Origin of the sequence: Rhodococcus sp. SBT000017 (genome assembly GCF_003688915.1) — a bacterium.
Taxonomy (GTDB): domain Bacteria; phylum Actinomycetota; class Actinomycetes; order Mycobacteriales; family Mycobacteriaceae; genus Rhodococcoides.
Map to the genome: position 1 here is coordinate 247,944 of NZ_REFU01000002.1, position 18,154 is coordinate 266,097.

Genomic DNA, 18,154 nt, shown 5'->3' on the forward strand with positions numbered 1-18,154 from the left:
CGCGAACCTACCGTCGCCCGAAAGCCCTGGACACCAACCATCCCTCGACCATTCCGGCGAGGAAGATGCCGGCAATCGGCGCGTATTTGCGCACCGGTTCGGGCATCAGAGACATCGCATTCAATTCGCCGTCCATCGGGCTCGGAACAGCGGCCTTCACCGCCGAAGGCGGGGTTGATTCGGCCGTAGCCGAACCACTGAGCAGCGCACCGAGATTGACGGCGAACTGTTGCAGGACCTTGTTCGACACCGCCACGATCGCGCCCTTGCCGAACGAGACGATCTTGCCGCTGATCACCAGATCGGTGTTCAGGGTCAACCGCGAACGGTCACCGATCGACTCGACCGCGAGATCGACCTGGGCCTCGGCGTCGCCGTTGCCGTGCGAGTCCGCTCCTTTGGCCTCAAGTGTGAGCGTGCGCGTCTCGGCGTCGACCTCGAGGAATCGAATCGTGCCGGCGTACGACGCACTGATCGGGCCTACTTTGACCTTGACTCCACCGAGGTAGGTCTCGCCGTCCTTACCCGTGATGGCGGCCCCCGGTACGCACGTCGCCACCTTCTCGACGTCGTTGATCAATCGGAACACGTCCTCGGCGGACGCGTCGATGTCGAGTGTATTGGTCAGTATCACTTGCGAACTCCGTTCACACAGCCGGCGCAGCGGCGCTGCTCGGCGCACGAGTCGATGGCCTCGACGATGGTTTGATATCCGGTACAGCGGCAGTAGTTCGATGCCACCACCTCGCGGATCTGTTCCTTGGTGGCATCGGGGTTGTCGGCGAGGTAGCCCTCGGCCAGCATCAGGAATCCCGGTGTGCAGAAGCCGCATTGCAGGCCGTGGTGGTCTGCGAAGGCCTGCTGCAGATCGTTCAGTTCGCCGTCGTTGCCGAGCGATTCGACGGTCTCGATGTCCGAGTTCTCCACCTGCGCTGCGAACGTCAGGCACGCGCGGGCCGGCTTGCCGTCGATCAGCACGGTGCAGGCCCCGCACACGCCGTGCTCGCAGCCGACGTGTGTTCCGGTGAGCTGCAGGTCGTGCCGCAGTACATCGACCAGAGTTCGGCGTGGTTCGGTGATCACCTCGTGGACGGTGCCGTTGACGTTCAGTTCGATCAGTTGCTTGTTGCTCATGGCCTTCCCTTCGCCAGTGCTGCCTGTACTGCCACAGGGGTGATCGGTGTGTCGTTCAGTTCGACTCCGGTGGAACGCAATCCGTCGTTGACGGCGTTGAGCACGGCGGCGGGTGCCCCGATCGTGCCGCCCTCACCGGCTCCCTTGGCTCCGGATTCGGTGAACAGGCATGGCGTTTCGAGGTGATGGATCTCGATGTCGGGGATCTCGCAGGCGGTGGGCACCTTGTAGTCGATGAAGCTGGCGCACAGTGGGTTTCCGTGGTCGTCGTACGAGACCTGCTCGAACAACGCGCCGGCGATGCCCTGGGCGATTCCGCCCCGGCACTGGCCTTCGACGATCTTGGGGTTGATGGCGACGCCGCAGTCCTCGACGCACACGTACTTCAGAATCTCCACTCGGCCGGTGCCCTCGTGCAACTCCACCACGACGCCGTGGGTGGCGTTGGAGAACGTGCCGTCGTTGAACACGTCGAAGCTGGCCGTCGCGGACAATCCGGGTTCGACGCCCTTCGGTAGCAGTTGCGCCTTCAGGTACGCGACGTCGGCGATGTCCCGGTAGGTGACGTACTTCGAGTGGTCGTCGCGCTGACGGACGCGGCCCGAGGCCAGCTCGACGTTGTCGTCACGGGTCTCCATCAGGTGCGCCGCGATCTCACACAGTTTGTCTCCCAGCTTGTTCGACGCCAACGCCACCGCGCTACCGCCGATGGTGATCGAGCGGGAGGCGAACGACCCGAAGCCGTAGGTGATGCGGTCGGTGTCGCCCTGCACGATCTTGACCTGTTCGACGTCGATGCCGAGCCGGTCTGCGACGATCTGCGCCATGGTGGTCTCGTGGCTCTGGCCGTGGCTCATTGTGCCGGTCGTCACGACCACCGTGCCGGAGGTGTCCATCCGGACCTCCGAGATGTCGAATCCCGGCACCACGTTCATCTTGCGGGCCGCGAATGCGCTGCTGCCGTAGCCGGTTCGCTCGCTGAAGCACGAGTATCCGATGCCGATGTGTCGGCCGTCTGCGGTCGCCCGCTCCTGGAAGTCGTACCACCCACCGTCTAGTAGCATCTGCTCGCACAGGTTCAGTGCCTCGAGGTAGGAGCCCGGATCGTAGGTGATGTTGTTGACGCCGGTGTAGGGGAAAGCGGTGATGACGTTGCGCCGTCTGATCTCCACCGCATCGAGGTTCAGTTCGCGGGCCGCTCGCTCGAACAGCCGCTCCATCACCATGACGTACTGCGGGCGGGACACCCCGCGGTACGGCGCGGTCGGTGCCTTGTTGCTGAACACGGAACGGCCCCGCACCCGATATGCCGGAACCTGGTACACCCCGGCATTTCGGCCGAGGCCATGAGCGGCTCGATGCCTGCGGTGAAGGGGTAGCACGAGTACGCGCCCATATCGCACACGACATCTGCGTCGAGGCCGAGAATGTGCCCCTCGGAATCGAACGCTGCCCGCACGTCGTACTGCTGTTCGCGCGCCAGGAACGACGCCGTCAGTGCGTCCTTGCGGTCCTCGATCCATTTGACCGGGCGGCGGAGCTTCAATGCGGCTGCGGCGACGGCGATCTCCTCGCGACCGACGACGCACTTCTGTCCGAAGCCGCCACCCATGTCGGGTACCACGACACGGACCTCTCGCTCGTCGAGCCCGAGGCACAGCGCGGTGACGGTCCGAACCTGGTGCGGCACCTGTGTACAGATGTGGACGATCAGCTGCTTGTCGCGGTCGTCCCAGTACGCGATGCAGCCGCGGGTCTCGAGCGGAAGCGCGTTCTGACGCCCGGTGCGCGATCGCACGGACACGACGGTGTGCGCGTCGTCGAAAATCTCGTCGATGCCCTCGGTGGCGAACATCTGTACGTCCACGACGGTGTTGTTCGGAACCGAATCGTGCACCAGGGGTACGCCGTCGGACATGGCCTGGTCTGCGGAGGTGACGGCGGTGACGGTCCGGTACGACACCCGTGCCGCTTCGAGCCCGTCCTCGACGCTGTAGGCATCGGCGGCGACGACGATGGCCAGTGGCTCACCGACGTAGCGCACGACGTCGTGCGCCAGTACGGGCATGTCGGTGGGCACGAATTCGCTGAGTGGACGGGATAATTCGGCTCGGATCGGCCGCAGCTCCAGGTCCGCCGCGGTGAAGACGCCGCGCACTCCCTCGACTCCGGCGACATCACCGACGTCCAGACCGGTGATCGAGCCGGCCGCGACGGTGCTGCGTACGAACTGAGCGTGCAACATTCCCGGCATCGCGATGTCGTCGACGAATCTGCCTCGGCCGGTGAGCAACCGCGGGTCTTCCCGGCGGGCGACCGAGGTGCCGACGAATTTCGGCGTGAGGACCTGATCGACGCTCATGTGGGCACCCCCTGCGAGACCAGTGCGTCGCTGCAGGCTTCGGCGACCAACGTGCGCACCAGGGTGCGGCGGTACTCTGCGGTGAACATGCCCTCGTCCTCCAGTTCCAGTGCTTCGGCTGCGGCGTCCGCGCAGTCGGCGAACGTTCCACCGGCGGCGAGCGCGGCCTCGCCTGCCGGCGATCGCATCGGCGTCGCGCCGACGCCCGCGAGGGCGACGCGTCCGCCGACCACGGCCACCCCGTCGAGATCGAGGGACACCGCTGCACCCACGATCGCGAAATCGCCCTGTCGCTCGGCATATTCGGTCACTGCTGCGTGCGGTGCCGGGTTCGGGAACACGATCTCGACGATCATCTCGTCGAACGCGAGATCGGTGGAGTAGTACCCGAAGAAGAACGCGTCCGCCTCGACGGTTCGCCGCCCCCGCACGCTCTCGACGACGATCCGGGCGTCGAGCAGGATGGCGAGCAGGCACCATTCTGCGGTGGCGTCCGCATGGGCGATGCTGCCCCCGACGGTGCCGCGGGTACGGATCGGGTAGTGCCCCACCCACCGCATGGCGTCGCGAAGAACAGCGAAGTCCGTTCCCACGTGACCGGATTCGACGTCGTGGTGGGTGGTGAGCGCTCCGATGTGCAGGCCGTCGGATTCTCGGCGGATGTATCGCAGAGTGTTCAACCCACCCACGTCGATCAGGTGCCCGGGCCGGGCGAGGCGGAAGTTCATCATGGCGACCAAGGACTGGCCTCCGGCGATGATCTTCGCGTCCTCGCCCAGCTCGGCCAGCAGCCGCACTGCACCCGAGACATCGCGCGCGGTGGTAGTCGAACTGTGCGGGCTTCATCAGACCCGAGCCTCGCCTGCGACTACCTCGGTGGGTTCGTCGACGAGGGTGTCGAGTTCGCGTCCCTTGGTCTCCGGTGCGAAGTACGCCATCCAGATCACCGCGAACAACACGAACGCGGTGACGATGCCGAAGGTCAACGGAAGACCCAGGATCGGCCACATCACGGAGCCGAAGAGCAGTGGCGCGAAGCCCGTGGCCACCCGGCTCACCGAGGACGCGTAGCCGAATCCCGAAGCGCGAATATTGGTGGGATACAGCTCCGAGACGTAGCAGTAGAGCACCGGAATGGTCAGCTGAATGACGAAGCCGAAGATGCCGAGCCAGATCAGCGCAGCGGATTGAATGTCGAGCATGACGGCGAACATGACCAGCGCACTACCCGCAATCGGGCCGGACAGCCCGATGACCCATTTGCGTCCGAAGATCTCCACGATGAACGCCGAGGTGAGCACACCGACGATGCCGACTCCGGTCATGAGCGTCGTACCGGCGAAGGCTGCGAACTCACCGTAGCCCTCGGCGCGGAGGATGGATGGCATCCAGCTCAGCGCTGCGTAGTAGAGCAGCATGATCGACACGAACAGCATCCAGGCCGCGGCGGTGATGCGCGGGCTGTAGCGCCAGACCGACTTGAGCTGTGTGAGAGCAGCTTTCATGCCGCCCGGTCCCTTCGGGGCGGTGTCGGCGACGATGACGTACTCGACGGCCTCGGATCCGGTGCGGGTCACCATGTCGTCGATGACGGCGCGGGCCTCGGCTTCTCGCCCGACCTTGGCGAGGTAGATGGGTGACTCCGGGATGCCGCGTCGGACCCAGAACAGCAGCAGCGCAGGCAGAACCATGAACAGCAGCATGTAGCGCCAGCGAACATCACCGTCGATCGGGACCAGAAGTGTTGCCACGACGCCGCAGATGGTGGCACCGATCGGCCACCAGACGTCCATCGCGGACAGAATCTTGCCGCGAATGCGGCGGGGCGAGAATTCGCTGACCAACGCGTAGTCCACCGGGATGCAGCCGCCGAGGCCGAACCCTGCGAGGAACCGCAGGATGATGAAGATCTCGAAGTTCGGCGCGAAAGCACCGAGGACGGAGAACAGCGCAAAGATCAACAGCGTCAACGAGAATGCACGCTTACGCCCGACCCTGTCTGCGATCGTTCCCCACACGACGGCTCCGACGGCCATGCCGATCAGGTTGCCGGTGGCGACGAGCCCGCGCTCGGCCTGGGACAGATCCCAGTAACTTCCGAGCAGCGGCGTCAAGAAACCGTTCAGCGCCACGTCCCAGGCGTCGAACATGTAACCCAGTCCGCCGATGATGAAGATCTTGCCCTGCACACCCCATTTCCAGGGGAGTTCCTGTACTACCTGATCACCAGTCTTCATCGCAGCCTCCGGCGCGGTGTTGTGGTCCGAGGTCGTCATCGGACGAACGAGTAATGGAATTTCTCGTCGTCGCTGTCGTCGAGCGGGGTACCGCTCCACAGCCAGTCGTACGAGATGTCGGACTCCCCATCGAACGACGCCAGTGTCGCGTCCCGCTTCTGCTGCTCGGGTCCATCGGGTATGTGGTAGAAGGTCTTGTTCTGCAGGCTCGCGTCCTGCACCATCCGTGCGTGCCGGGCCCGGCGAAAGACGTAGCGCGCCAACGCGTCGTCGATTCCGCTCGAGGTCACCTTCGCGAGTTCCTCGGCCAGCACGGCGGCATCTTCCATGGCCTGCGAGGCACCTTGCGCCTGGTACGGCAGCATGGCGTGGCAGGCATCGCCCAGCAGCGCTACGCGGCCGTCGGTCCAACGCGGGTCGGGCCTGCGGTAGTAGAGCGCCTGGCACAGCACGTTCTCGTCGGCCTTGGACAGCATCGCGTGGGCGCGGTCGTCCCAGTCGGGGAACGTCGCCATCAGTTCCTCGGGCCCGACGAGCCGTGGTCCACCGTCGCGGACCTCGTCGGTACACGGTGCCAGCGCAACGACATTGAGGTATTCGCCGTTTCGGATCATGTAGTGCACCAGGTGTCGGTCGGGTCCGTACCAGATGGTGCTCTGGTATCGGTCGACGAGCCAGCGGGTCGCCGGGTCCTTGACGATGCGATCACCCGGAATGAGTGCGCGATAGGCCATTTCGCCGGAGAACACCAACGTGTCGGGCAGGCCGATGAGATCGCGTACCGTCGAGCGGATTCCGTCGGCTCCGATGAGCAGATCCGATTCGTATCGACGTCCTGCTCCGGTCACCGCGACGGGCCGCATCGGATTGGTGCGGTCGACCTCGACGACCTTCGCGTCGGTCTCGAACACCACGACCGGGCCCGGGCCGTCGGGGTCGAGGCACTGTGCATGGATGGCGGAGTGCAGGTCCGCACGGTGGTAGTGCCAATACGGCGCGTTGAAGGTCTTCTTGCAGTATTCGCCGAGCGCGGTGAGCGCGATGACCTTGCCGTTCTCCCAGCGCCTACGCACCTGGTCCATCGGTTCGGTCTTGATCGCTTCGAGCTTCTCGCGCATACCGAGGGCTATCAGGATGCGGCTCGCGTTCGGTGCGGTCTGGATGCCGGCACCGACCTCGCCGAGTTCGGCGGCGGCTTCGAGTACCGTCACCTGGATTCCTCTGTGTCGCAGCGAGAGCGCCGCGGTCAGCCCGCCCAGACCGCCGCCTGCGACGACCACTTCGATCGGTGCCATGTCAGTTCTCCACCAATCGGCCTTCGGTGACGACGTCGATGCCGTCGATGGATACGGTGCAGGCGCGCATTCCGATGTCGAGGTGTGCGTAGGAGTCTCGGCCGAGTACGGGGTGCGGGCCGGTGGACCACAGGAAGCTGCCGGCGAAGGCTCGGGCGTCCATGCCCATGATGTCGTCCTTGCCGTACATCGCGGCCGCGAACCAGTCTCCGGTCTTCATCAATCCCCAACCCATGTGGGACAGGTAGCGCGCCCATTTGTCGTTGGAGTCGGCGAAGAACATGTTGAGCAGAGCCGCCTCGCCACCGCCGGTGACCTCGTCGATGTGTCCGTTGGTGACGGTCAGTGTTGTCCTGTCGCGGACGTACTCCTTGAACGGCAGCAGGATGTCGCCCTCGGACAACACGATCTGTCCGTTGGAGATCTCCGGCCAACACAACACCATGGTCGACGGCCAGTGATCCCAGCGTCCCTTGTCGTCGGCGAAGCCCACCTGGAACTCGGGCTGCGAATTGCTCAGTTGCACGGTGAGATCGGTGCCGGCCTCGTTGGTGATGCGCATCGTCGAACCGTTGCGGATCAGATCGACGCCTGCCTGCACCCGTTCCTTGTCGCCGTCCTGCGGCATGTTCCTGATGAGCACGTCCGGGGCGTCGCACACGAAAATGATGCGTGTTCCGGCGGCCAGGATCTCCTGCTGGATGGGAGCGTGGATGAAGCCCTCGCTGGTCAGATCGACCACGAGATCGGCTCCCTTGAGCATGTCCTGAGCGACCGAACTGTTCATGACCGACACCAGACCGGGGCCGGCACCGGTGTGGGTGCTCGGCATCGGTGCCGGACTGCCGCCGGGAACGGTGGCCGAGAGTACCTGTGCGCCCAAACTCTGAGCCGCCCCGAATGCAGCCGAGACGTAATCACCGCGGCTCGACGGCTCCGCGAGAATCACCACCTGCTCTCCTGGCTGAACTTTGCACAGCTCGAGCTGACGGGTGAACGCGCGCAGGAGATCAGCTGATCGCAGATCGAACATCTCGGTTCCTCTCGTGAGGGTTCTCGGTTGAATCGTTGTCGGTGATTCCGCCCAGGCGGGCAAGGTCTTTCAGATAAGGCACTTCGTCGCGTGCGTCGAGCAACTCACGGCGAGTCACTGTCGCCGAGACCGATCCGACGCTCTCGTCCATCTCGACGATGGTGCGCCCCTGCGGTCCGACGATCACGCTGTGGCCCGCGAACCGTGGGCCGTCGCCGGTCTGTCCGGTGAGTCCGGCGGCCGCGACGACGACGCCGTTCTCGAGTGCTCGGGAGCGAGTGAGCAGCTTCCACACGTGCAAACGGACGTGTCCGAAGGCCGACGGTACGGCGATCACATCGGCTCCTCGCTGGACGAGGTCTCGGACCGTCTCGGGGAACCCTGCCTCGTAGCAGATCACGACGCCGATGGTGCCGAACGGAGTGCTCACCAGCAGTCCGCTCTCCGCGCCGGGAGTGAACACCGATTTCTCTCGGTCCCACAGAAAGCGCTTGTGTCCCAATGCGATCAGGCCGCCGGGACCCACGACGAGCGAGCTGTCGAAGACGACTCCGTCGGCATCACGAAACGCGATGGCCGTCACCAGAACCGTGTCGGTTTCGGCGGCGAGTGCTCCGAGCGCGGTCGACGTTCGACCGGGTACGGACTCGGCCATCGTTTCGATGCTGTCGAGATCGTAACCGCTGGCGAACAATTCGGGCAGAACGATCAACTTCGATCCGCCCGCGGCGAGAGACTGCACCTCCGCGCGCACCGCGTCGATGTTCTGCTGCCAAGCCCCGATTCGCGAACCGGTCTGCACCACAGCGATATCGAACGTATCGACAATCGACTCGGTGTCGACGCCGCGCAGACGGGCCGAGGCCGTCACTGCGCCACCCGATTCATGTCGGTGGTGTAGAACGGGCCCGCCAGCCGGCCCAGGAAACGGTGTTCGAGAGTATCGACGTGCAGGTCGGCGGTGAGCAGGCCGGGCCTGCTGGTCACCGCCGTCACGGTCCCCAACACCAGAGTGTCCGTGCCGAGTGCGATTTCCTGCATGGTGCGGCATTCGAGAGACACCAGGGATTCGAGCACCGACGGGGCCGCGACCGACACCGACGGCACCGCGGTCATGTGCGAGAGCTCGAATTCGTCGACCTCCGTGTCGACGGTGGCGCAACTCGCTGTCACCGCGTCCACGGTGTCGGCGGACGGAATGTTGACGACGAATTCGCCGGTCTCGCGAATGTTGACCAGCGTGTCCTTCAGCTCTCCTGGGAACCCGATGCGTTCACCGATGGAGATCATCAGCGTCGCCGGATTGCGCGAGGCGACGTTGAAGAAGCTGAACGGTGCGAGGTTGCGGACGCCGTCGCCGGAAACGGTCGAGATCCATGCGATCGGACGAGGCTGCACTGCACAGGACAGCAGTTTGTACACATCCCCCGACGACATCGAGTCGATGTCGTGGCGGGTGCGATCCGTGAGCTCCAGAGAGTCGCCTACCTGGGAAGTCATCGAAACGAGCCTTCTTTCGCTTGCTGTGCAACCGGTCGTGCAACCGATTGCGTTGCTCTGACGATAGAGGGGTTTCTCAGTCGATGTCGAGCTTTGGGCGACAAATCCGAAACCAATTAATGGCACCGTTACACGGGCACCGGCTGCGTAACCTGCGCCTTACTCGCCGCGCATCCCGGCCCTGGCCGTATCGATCGGACTGCCGTGTCGGCGCGGGGGTCCATATCCCTCCGAGGTCCCGTCGACGATGTGAACCTCGTCCTCCCACGGAACTCGGTAGGTTCCGTCGGCGAGATCGCGGACGTAGGTGTACGGGCAATCGCGCGCCCCTCCGTCGAGCGCGGTGTACCCACGATGACCCAGTTGATAGATGTTGTTCTCCACTCCCCACTCGCGACGTGCCGCATCGGCCCTGGCGGGCTCGATCGACACGGTCACCACCCGATCGGGTGTGGAATCGCCGCGCTCGATGATCGTTCCTTCGTAGTCGCACACCATCGCCTCGCCCATGGACGGGATGCCGTTGCCGTCCTCCCCCGCCAGACACACCGACGCCGTGTACGCCAGATTGTGAAAAGCGTTGGCCTCGTTGGTGATACGCCAGGACTGCCGCAGCGGAAACTTGTACCCGGCCGTGCGCAGCAACACGTTGGCACCGCGGTAGCTCGCCTCACGCGCCATCTCGGGAAACATTCCGTCGTGGCAGATCAACAGCGACAGCACCGAGCCCTTGGGCCCCGGGCAGACCGGTAGACCGATGTCGCCCGGTTCCCATGGCTCCTTGGGCGTCCAGGGATGCAGTTTGCGGACGTACAGGGCTATGTCGCCTCGGTCGTCGACGATGATTCCGGAGTTGAACGGCGCTCCGCCGGGGTTGCGTTCCATGATGCTGAAGCAACCCCACACTGTCGACTCACGGCACGCGTCGCGCAATCGCTCCACCTGCGGACCGTCCATGTCGCACATCACCTCGTCGGACGCCCACGACGACTTGCGTAGACCGTGCAGCGAGTACTCCGGAAACACCACGAGGTCGAGCGCCCCGAACCCGGCCTTCGCCTCGCGCAACTGCCGGCACACGCGATCGGTCGTCGCGTCGACATCATCCATGCTCGTGATCAGCGGAACCTGCTGCTGAACCAGGCCGAGCGTGAGAGACGTCGGCGACGGATTGAGACCACCAAGACCTGTCATCGAATGTCCGTTCCTCGAGGGCAACTTGTTGCGCAAACGATTGCGCACGGTGCTAGCTTAGGGGTCATCAGGGGTCGGGGCAGCGCCGACGGAGGATCGAGGGGAACCGCCAGTGGACAGCACTACTTCGGGAAGCGTCACGCTCAAGACGGTCGCAGCTGCTGCGGGAGTACATGTTTCGACCGTCTCCCGAGCTCTGCGACGCGTTGCGCTCGACCCTGCCGGTGCCAGCGCCGGAGATCTGCGATTGTTCGAGCTGGCCCGCGAGATGGACTACGTCCCCAACCCCAACGCGGCGAGCTTGACCACCAAGAAATCCACCGCGTTCGGAGTACTCGTCCCGCGATTGACCGACGTGGTGCTCTCCGCGATGTACGACGCCATCGAGGAAACTGCGAACCGTGCCGGGTACGAGACCTTCGTCGCCAACACTCACGACGATCCGATTCAACAGCGTCGACGCATCGATCTGTTGCTCGGCCGCAACGTCGACGGCCTCATCTTCGGTGATGCTCGCCTCGACAGCGAGAACCTCGAAGACCTCCACCGCCGAGGGATCAAGTTCGTGCTCATCAGCCGTCGATACCCCGGGATGACCTCGGTGACGTGCGACGACCATCGGGGCGGCTACCTCGCCGGCGAGCACTTGGCCAGACTCGGCCACACCCGAGTGGGGATCGTGTCGGGTCCGGCGTGGGCCAGCACCGGAATCGACCGATTGGAGGGCTGCCGGGCTGCCCTCCGCGACGCAGGAATCGACGTTCCGGACGAGTACGTTCGGGAAGAGGGTTTCGATCCCGAGGCCGGACGACGCGGGGCCACAGCACTTCTGGCATTGCCGAAACCTCCGACGGCGATCTTCGCGACCAACGATTTCAGCGCCATCGGAGTCCTCGGCGTGCTGCGCGAAGCGGAATTGCAGCCGGGACGCGACATCGCCGTCGTCGGCTACAACGACATCTCGATCTGCAGCGAACTGACGGTGCCTTTGACGACAATTCACAGTCCGCACCGCGAAATCGGCACACGCGCAGCCGAAATGCTGTTGGCCGTCACCCACGGACTACCGGTGTCCTCGGTGGCACTCACACCGACACTGGTCGTCCGCGACTCCACCGTTCCGGGGCGAACTGCCCCCTCACTCTCCGACCAACGCGTCGGTACGTGATCGAAGCGGGGCCGTCGCTGGTCCACGTTCGGTGACGGCAAGCGCTGCAGCAGCATTCGCCCGCAATGCCGCCTCGTACAGGTCGAGTCCGCGCGACAGTCCTGCCAACAACACACCGGCGTGCGCGTCGCCTGCACCGTTGGAGTCGACCGCCTGCACCGCAAACCCGGGCACCGACCGGGACGGCCGTCCGGCGCTCGCGATCCGGCACCCCTCCGGACCGGTACGCAGTACCACCGATGCCGCAGAGCGCACCCGCTCGGCCAATCCGACCGCGATGGAATCGATGTCGACCGCACCCGTCATGAGCGCACCCTCGCGCAGATTGACACTCACGATGTCGGCCCGAGCGAGTACGGCGTCCACGACGCATCGGTCCAGAGTCTCGATCAGCGGGGACGGATCGAACAAGACCACGACTTCGTCCGGCAGCGTCGGAAGCCAGTTCATCAGTGCCGCAGCGTTGCTCTCGTGTGCCAGTCCGTATCCGGTGACGTACACCAGATCACCGCGTCGAACCCCGGTTGCCTCCAGGTCCGCAGCGCCCAGTTCGGCCTCGGCTCCCGGGTACGTCACAAATGTTCGCTCGGCATTCGCGTCGACGAGGGCGATACAGAACCCCGAATCCTTCTGCAGTGGTCGATCATTGACCACGTTGGCCCCGCTGACAGCGAGCGCGTCTCGGACGATCGAGCCGTAGTGACCCGAACCGAACCTACCGGCGAAGACGACGGGAAGGTCATCGCGAATCGCAGCCACCATGACGTTGAGGCCGCCTCCGGCAGTCTGGTTCAGTGACGTTGCCACGACGTCTCCGCCCGGAGTCGGGACCTCGGGGACGGCCATCACGACGTCGACGATGACTTGGCCGGTGTGGATCAGCCGCGGACTCACCGCGCTACGGTCTCGGTGCGGCGCGCTCCCCCGGTGGCGAGGTACAGACCGGCGGCGACCACGAACGACGCGACCCAGCCGAGACCGTTGTCACCGATCCAGCTGCCCGACAACGGCCCGGTGTAGATGACGTCGCCATCCACAGCGATGGCAGTGAACAGGAACCCGACGACGATGCCCGCTGCCCAGCTCGCGAACGCGTACCAGTTGACTCCGCCGGAATACCAATAGCGGCTGGTGTTCCCGATGTTCATGATCGATGCCGCGTCGTAGGTCTTGCGCTTGATCATGTCGGACATGAACACCCCGAGCCATGCCGTGAGCGGAACCGCGAGAACCGAGATGAACGTGATGAACGGGCCGTAGAAACCGTCGGAGATCAGCATGAAGTAGATCGCACCGACGAACGTGACGAACACGTCGACTGCGACCGCGTAGACCCGCTTGATCCGGAAGCCGAGTGTCAACGTGGTCAGACTGGCCGAGTAGACCGAAAGATGATTGGACAGAAGCAATCCGCCGAATGCGGTGATCAGGTACGGAACGGCCATCCAGGCCGGCAGAATCTCCCGGATCGCTGCGACCGGATCCGACGCCGAAGCGAGGCTGTTGTCGCCGGCCGAGAGCAGTGCGCCGAGTCCGATCAGCAGTACGAGCGGAATACCGGCACCCGCCGCACTGGACAGCACCAACGAACCGGCTCCGACGCTCTTGCGCTGATAGCGCGACATGTCGGCTCCGGCGTTGGCCCAGCCGATACCTGTTCCGGCGGCGATGGTTCCGATACCGATGACCATCGCGCTGATCGATCCGGCCGGGGTACTCGTCACAGCGGTCCAGTCGACGGTGGCGATCAAGAAGACTGCAACGAAGATGTTCAGGGCACCGAAAACCCACGTCGACCAGCGCTGGATGACGAGTATCGCCGAGTGTCCCAGCCCGCTGACGACGAGCGTGAGCACGATGAAGATGACGATGGACACGATCGTCACGACAGGGTGATCTTTCGCGGCACCGGATCCACCGAAGATCAGAGTGAAGATCGACAGCAGCACGAATGCTGCGGTGGTGGTGTTGACGGTTTCCCAACCGAGCCGCGACATCAACGACACCAATGTGGGTCCGATGTTGCCTCGGACCCCGAATGTGGCCCGCGACAGTGTGAGACTGGGGGCACCACCGCGTTTACCTGCGATCGAGACGATGCCGACGATGGCGAAGGATCCGGCGGCACCGATCAGCGCGACGATCAGCGCCTGCCAGATATTCAGCCCGGTGAAGACCACGAGAGTGGCGCCGAGCGGGAGACCCAGGATGGAAATGTTCGCGGCGAACCACACCCAGAACAGTTGTAGCGGATTACCGTTGCGCTCGTTGTCCGGGACGGGCTCGATGCCGCGAGTCTCCAGCGACAGTGCGTCGGCTGTAGTTTCCGAGACGGAGGAGGAAGGGGTGATGGTTGTGCTCCAAGAGTGAGTCGAACTGTGTCAGTTCGTATTACGGAGAGCGAGCAGCCGGTCGACGAGGGGCTCGAGATCGAGCGAGTTGACGTCGATGACCGTTCGAATCGCTTCGCCGGGCCACGCTGCCAGGCCACCGACGGCACCGCGGAGCGCACCTGCTATCGCTGCGATGGTGTCGGTGTCGCCGCCGATGGTGGCGGCTGCCAGTACGACGTCCCACGGGTCGTCGTACGCAACGGCCAGAGCAAAGGCCGCTACCACTGATTCCTGTGACGCAACGGACGTGCCGACGATGTCGGCGACCGTGACCGTGATGTGTTCGTCGGTGGTGGTACCGACCAACTGGACCGCCCACTCGATTCGGGTCGCGATGTCTCCACCGGCAACCCAGTATCCGCGGGCGGCGCCCTCGGCCGCAGCAGCAACACCGATGTCGACTGCTTCGGGTAGGTCCGCGCCCGCGATGCCGGCGCTGATCGCGCCGGCAACCGCTGCGGCAGAGGCTATTCCGAGGGAAGTGTTGTGGGTGACGAAGCTGCATCGGTAGATCGCGTCGACGAACGAGCTCATGCCGCCGTCCAGCGAGGCTGCGATTGCCGCAGGGGTGATACGCATGGCTGCGCCATTGGTGCTGCCGAACCTACCGGCTTCGGTCGGATCCGATCCGTCGAGAATGCGTTCGACGGCACGCTTGGTCGACGGACCGAGGAGGTCGAGCGATCCACGTGCCTTCATTCGCGATTCCCAGGCAATCAGGGCGTGCGCGAACGCGGTCGGGTCCACGATACCGGCACCGTCGATGATCAACTGCGCCAACATGATCGCTTGCTCGGTATCGTCGGTGATCGAACCGGCAGGCATTCCGTGAGCGATGAACTGGCGTGGGCCGGCGTCGACGAATCCGCGCAACTGGCCGTAGTCCTCGGCAATGTCCCTGCGGCACATCGATTGTGTCGGCATTCCCAGCGCATCGCCCAACGCCAGACCGTAGAAGGCCCCGAGGGCGCGATCGCGTGAAGCAGACATCGAAACAGTCCTTGCCGAGAGTGGGGTGATCGTTCAGGAATTGAAAGTGAGGTGGAGCCGAAAGCGGTCGGGTGCCAGCAGACTGACGACCTTCTCGACGAACCGACCCGACGCGTCTCTACTGACACGAATGCTGTGCAGGTACGGGGTGCCCACCGGCACTTCGAGAACAGCTGCATCGGCCGCGTCGACAGGAACCACCGAGACCCATTGCTCGCCACTGGCAGCCACGAGCCCCGCGGACCTCAAGGTTGCCGTCAGCGAGTCGCCCACCAATCCGTTCTCGGGCAGGTCCGCGAGCGGTCCGAGTGCTGGGATACGGCTGCGCTCCAACGACACCGGACGCCCATCGACCACGTGCCGCACTCGGTCGACGGCAACGAAGTTCAGTGTGTAAGTACCGGCCTCGGCTGCCAACTCGGGATCGACGATGCGCTCGACCCGGAGAGTACGGGTGTGCATCTCGACTCCCGCAGACGACAGCGCCCGTGCCCATCCGTCGGCGGTCTCGATCTGATGGCCATCGAAGGTAACGAGTGACCCTATGCCGCTGCGCTTTTCGATGAGTTTCTGATCTTCCAACTCACTGAGTGCAGAACGAATGGTTCCACGACTGACCGAGAACTCGCGGGCGAGTTCGTTCTCTCCTGGCAGGAACGAACCCGAGGGGATGTCGCCGGACTCGATGGTGTTCTTGAGTGAGGCGAGCACCTGATGGCGCTTGTGCCGCGCACGCTCCGATGTGCGCTGAGTCATAGCGGGCTCGGTCATGTCAGTACCCTACATCCCAAAAGTGAACCTGTACAGAGCCTGTTTAATTTGACGGGAACGGGCACGAGCACTTCCGGGAGCATCGCGTCGTGACGCAGATCGCCACAGCGCTCTACCAGCGCTTTCCCCTTGACTCGCCGCCTGCGCGTACCCAGGATGTTTGACAGGCCCTCCACGCAGGGAAGGCGTCGAGAAGACGCGGCCGAGGCACATCGGTGCGTCACCGAATTCTGAGGAGAATCAATGCCAACCACAGTGGCCGATCAACTCGTTCGAGGACTCGTCGACGCCGGCGTACAACGCATCTACGGCATCGTCGGCGACAGTCTCAATCCGGTGGTCGACGCAGTGCGTCGCACCGGTGGATCGGCCAAGGGCGGCATCGACTGGATTCACGTCCGGCACGAGGAAGCTGCGGCCTTCGCTGCGTCGGCCGACGCGCAGACCACCGGAGCGCTCGCCGTCTGCGCGGGTTCGTGTGGACCCGGAAACCTGCACCTGATCAACGGCCTGTACGACGCACACCGTTCCGGCGCACCGGTTCTGGCGATCGCGTCGCACATTCCCAGCAGCGAGATCGGATCGGGATACTTTCAGGAGACGCACCCCGACCGCCTCTTCGGTGAATGCTCGCTCTACAACGAATTCGTCTCCACCGCCGAGCAGGCTCCCCGGGTGTTCCGAGCAGCGATCAACGCAGCCGTCACCGGCGGCGGAGTGTCCGTGTTGACGCTTCCCGGGGACATGGCCGAGCTGTCGGCCGCCGGCACGATGGATCCGATCGCCATTCCGTCCACACCGATCGTGACACCGCCTGCGGCGGACATCCAGAAGCTGGCCGATGCCATCAACAACGCCGAGAAGGTCGCCATCTTCGCCGGCTACGGAGTCAAGGGTGCCCACGACGAGGTGGTTGCGTTCGCCGAGACCATCGGCGCTCCCGTCGGACATTCGTTGCGCGGCAAGGAGTTCATCCAGTACGACAATCCGTACGACGTGGGGATGACAGGGTTGCTGGGATACGGCGCGGCCCATGCCGGGATCCACGACGCGGATCTGCTCATCCTGCTCGGCACCGATTTTCCTTATCAGCAGTTTCTGCCGGAGGACGTCACGACTGCACAGATCGACATCGATCCAACGAAGCTGGGGCGTCGAACCGCGGTGCAGTACCCGATTCACGGTGATGTCCTCGCGACGCTGAATGCCCTGCAGCCGTTGGTCACTCGCAAGACCGATCGCCGCTACGTGCAGAAGTGGGTGGACAAGCACAACGACCTGATGGGCAAGACCGTGGGCGCGTACACCCGCAACGCCGAGAAGCTGGTCCCCATCCATCCCGAGTACGCCGCGTCGGTGCTCGACGACCTCGCCGCCGATGACGCCGTGTTCACCACCGACACCGGCATGTGCAACGTGTGGACCGCGCGTTACATCAACCCCACCGGCAGAAGGGCGTTCGTCGCGTCGATGCTGCACGGTTCGATGGCCAATGCCCTGCCGCACGCCATCGGAGCGCAGTTCGCCAATCCGGGCCGCCAGGTCGTCTCGATCTCCGGCGACGGAGGATTCTCGATGCTGCTCTCCGAACTCCTCACAGTCGCGATGTACAAGCTGCCCGTCAAGATCGTGCTGTTCGACAACTCGACACTGGGCATGGTCAAAGCCGAGATGCTCGTCGACGGTCTGCCCGACTTCGGAGTCGACGTACCGCAGGTCGACTACACAGGTATCGCCGCAGCTGCGGGTATCCACGCACAACGCGTCGATCGGCCCGAGGACATCCGCGGCGCACTCGAGACCGCGTTCGCCGTCGACGGTCCTGCGCTGGTTCAGCTGATCACCGATCCGCTCGCGCTGTCCGTCCCACCGACCATAACCGGGGAGCAGATCAAGGGATTCGCACTCGCGATGAGCAAGGTGGTGCTCAACGGCGGTGTCGGCGAGGCGGTTCGGATGGCCAAGTCGAATCTGCGCAACGTGCCGCGCCCGTAGATCGGATTGCAGCCCGAGAAATCGGCGCGATGGGTGGCCCTCGAGGCCTCACCCGTCGCGCCGATTTCTGTCGCTATCTCGT

At 64.3% G+C, this 18,154-nt stretch carries 16 protein-coding genes and 1 pseudogene; 2 read left to right on the forward strand and 15 right to left on the reverse strand.

The window, feature by feature from the left end; translation table 11 throughout:
- Window positions 1-7: 7 nt before the first annotated feature.
- The 11 genes and pseudogenes from AYK61_RS22315 to AYK61_RS22360 form a co-directional block, all read right to left on the reverse strand.
- The gene (locus AYK61_RS22315) at window positions 8-634 is read right to left on the reverse strand and encodes an SRPBCC family protein (RefSeq protein ID WP_121873156.1); all 627 of its coding nucleotides are present in this window, start codon (window positions 632-634) and stop codon (window positions 8-10) included.
- A complete protein-coding gene (locus AYK61_RS22320; protein WP_121873157.1) occupies window positions 631-1,134 on the reverse strand; it encodes a (2Fe-2S)-binding protein in 504 nt (167 codons plus the stop codon). The genes AYK61_RS22315 and AYK61_RS22320 overlap by 4 nt, the downstream gene beginning before the upstream one ends.
- Window positions 1,131-2,360 carry a xanthine dehydrogenase family protein molybdopterin-binding subunit gene (locus tag AYK61_RS28060; protein ID WP_397485759.1) on the reverse strand — a complete coding sequence of 410 codons (1,230 nt, stop codon included), beginning with the start codon at window positions 2,358-2,360 and terminating at the stop codon, window positions 1,131-1,133. The genes AYK61_RS22320 and AYK61_RS28060 overlap by 4 nt, the downstream gene beginning before the upstream one ends.
- Window positions 2,343-3,496: pseudogene (locus tag AYK61_RS28065) on the reverse strand (xanthine dehydrogenase family protein molybdopterin-binding subunit); the annotation flags it as partial. The gene AYK61_RS28060 and the pseudogene AYK61_RS28065, both read right to left, overlap by 18 nt.
- Window positions 3,493-4,293, reverse strand: a complete 801-nt coding sequence (locus AYK61_RS22330) for a xanthine dehydrogenase family protein subunit M (protein ID WP_220709168.1) — start codon at window positions 4,291-4,293, stop codon at window positions 3,493-3,495. The pseudogene AYK61_RS28065 and the gene AYK61_RS22330, both read right to left, overlap by 4 nt.
- 48 nt (window positions 4,294-4,341) lie before the next feature.
- Window positions 4,342-5,772 (reverse strand): MFS transporter, encoded by a 1,431-nt coding sequence (locus AYK61_RS22335; RefSeq protein WP_237669182.1) that lies wholly within the window; start codon window positions 5,770-5,772, stop codon window positions 4,342-4,344.
- Entirely contained in the window at window positions 5,769-7,028 is a 1,260-nt protein-coding gene (locus AYK61_RS22340; protein ID WP_121873158.1) for an FAD-dependent monooxygenase, read from the reverse strand. The genes AYK61_RS22335 and AYK61_RS22340 overlap by 4 nt, the downstream gene beginning before the upstream one ends.
- Window position 7,029: 1 nt before the next feature.
- Window positions 7,030-8,061 (reverse strand): hypothetical protein, encoded by a 1,032-nt coding sequence (locus tag AYK61_RS22345; protein ID WP_121873159.1) that lies wholly within the window; start codon window positions 8,059-8,061, stop codon window positions 7,030-7,032.
- The gene (locus AYK61_RS22350) at window positions 8,039-8,932 is read right to left on the reverse strand and encodes a carbon-nitrogen hydrolase family protein (RefSeq protein WP_183130505.1); all 894 of its coding nucleotides are present in this window, start codon (window positions 8,930-8,932) and stop codon (window positions 8,039-8,041) included. Before AYK61_RS22350 ends, AYK61_RS22345 begins: the two co-directional genes overlap by 23 nt.
- Window positions 8,929-9,561 carry a flavin reductase family protein gene (locus AYK61_RS22355; protein ID WP_121873161.1) on the reverse strand — a complete coding sequence of 211 codons (633 nt, stop codon included), beginning with the start codon at window positions 9,559-9,561 and terminating at the stop codon, window positions 8,929-8,931. Before AYK61_RS22355 ends, AYK61_RS22350 begins: the two co-directional genes overlap by 4 nt.
- 159 nt (window positions 9,562-9,720) lie before the next feature.
- Window positions 9,721-10,755 carry a formamidase gene (locus AYK61_RS22360; protein WP_121873162.1) on the reverse strand — a complete coding sequence of 345 codons (1,035 nt, stop codon included), beginning with the start codon at window positions 10,753-10,755 and terminating at the stop codon, window positions 9,721-9,723.
- Between the two features lie 112 nt (window positions 10,756-10,867).
- Between AYK61_RS22360 and AYK61_RS22365 the strand changes: the two genes are divergently transcribed.
- The gene (locus tag AYK61_RS22365; RefSeq protein ID WP_121873163.1) at window positions 10,868-11,923 is read left to right on the forward strand and encodes a LacI family DNA-binding transcriptional regulator; all 1,056 of its coding nucleotides are present in this window, start codon (window positions 10,868-10,870) and stop codon (window positions 11,921-11,923) included.
- Here the strand turns inward: AYK61_RS22365 and AYK61_RS22370 are convergent.
- From AYK61_RS22370 to AYK61_RS22385, 4 genes are read right to left on the reverse strand one after another with little or no spacing between them, the layout of a single operon-like run.
- A complete protein-coding gene (locus AYK61_RS22370; protein ID WP_220709169.1) occupies window positions 11,894-12,817 on the reverse strand; it encodes a PfkB family carbohydrate kinase in 924 nt (307 codons plus the stop codon). The two genes, AYK61_RS22365 and AYK61_RS22370, sit on opposite strands and share 30 nt — an antisense overlap.
- The gene (locus tag AYK61_RS22375; protein ID WP_121873164.1) at window positions 12,814-14,274 is read right to left on the reverse strand and encodes a cytosine permease; all 1,461 of its coding nucleotides are present in this window, start codon (window positions 14,272-14,274) and stop codon (window positions 12,814-12,816) included. The genes AYK61_RS22370 and AYK61_RS22375 overlap by 4 nt, the downstream gene beginning before the upstream one ends.
- 30 nt (window positions 14,275-14,304) lie before the next feature.
- On the reverse strand, window positions 14,305-15,306 hold the full coding sequence (locus AYK61_RS22380; RefSeq protein WP_121873165.1) for an ADP-ribosylglycohydrolase family protein: 1,002 nt from the start codon (window positions 15,304-15,306) through the stop codon (window positions 14,305-14,307).
- A 33-nt stretch (window positions 15,307-15,339) separates the two neighbouring features.
- Window positions 15,340-16,077 (reverse strand): GntR family transcriptional regulator, encoded by a 738-nt coding sequence (locus AYK61_RS22385; protein ID WP_220709170.1) that lies wholly within the window; start codon window positions 16,075-16,077, stop codon window positions 15,340-15,342.
- Between the two features lie 243 nt (window positions 16,078-16,320).
- Here AYK61_RS22385 and AYK61_RS22390 point away from each other — a divergent pair, with 243 nt between their 5' ends.
- Window positions 16,321-18,072, forward strand: a complete 1,752-nt coding sequence (locus tag AYK61_RS22390) for a pyruvate dehydrogenase (protein ID WP_121873167.1) — start codon at window positions 16,321-16,323, stop codon at window positions 18,070-18,072.
- Window positions 18,073-18,154: the final 82 nt, after the last annotated feature.

What these genes read in the sequence shown, in the direction of transcription:
- AYK61_RS22320 (WP_121873157.1), bottom strand. Translation starts at nt 1,134, where the DNA reads ATGAGCAACAAGCAACTGATCGAACTGAACGTCAACGGCACCGTCCAC.
- AYK61_RS28060 (WP_397485759.1), bottom strand. Translation starts at nt 2,360, where the DNA reads ATGGTGATGGAGCGGCTGTTCGAGCGAGCGGCCCGCGAACTGAACCTC.
- AYK61_RS22335 (WP_237669182.1), bottom strand. Translation starts at nt 5,772, where the DNA reads ATGACGACCTCGGACCACAACACCGCGCCGGAGGCTGCGATGAAGACT.
- AYK61_RS22340 (WP_121873158.1), bottom strand. Translation starts at nt 7,028, where the DNA reads ATGGCACCGATCGAAGTGGTCGTCGCAGGCGGCGGTCTGGGCGGGCTG.
- AYK61_RS22345 (WP_121873159.1), bottom strand. Translation starts at nt 8,061, where the DNA reads ATGTTCGATCTGCGATCAGCTGATCTCCTGCGCGCGTTCACCCGTCAG.
- AYK61_RS22355 (WP_121873161.1), bottom strand. Translation starts at nt 9,561, where the DNA reads ATGACTTCCCAGGTAGGCGACTCTCTGGAGCTCACGGATCGCACCCGC.
- AYK61_RS22360 (WP_121873162.1), bottom strand. Translation starts at nt 10,755, where the DNA reads ATGACAGGTCTTGGTGGTCTCAATCCGTCGCCGACGTCTCTCACGCTC.
- AYK61_RS22380 (WP_121873165.1), bottom strand. Translation starts at nt 15,306, where the DNA reads ATGTCTGCTTCACGCGATCGCGCCCTCGGGGCCTTCTACGGTCTGGCG.
- AYK61_RS22385 (WP_220709170.1), bottom strand. Translation starts at nt 16,077, where the DNA reads ATGACCGAGCCCGCTATGACTCAGCGCACATCGGAGCGTGCGCGGCAC.
- AYK61_RS22390 (WP_121873167.1), top strand. Translation starts at nt 16,321, where the DNA reads ATGCCAACCACAGTGGCCGATCAACTCGTTCGAGGACTCGTCGACGCC.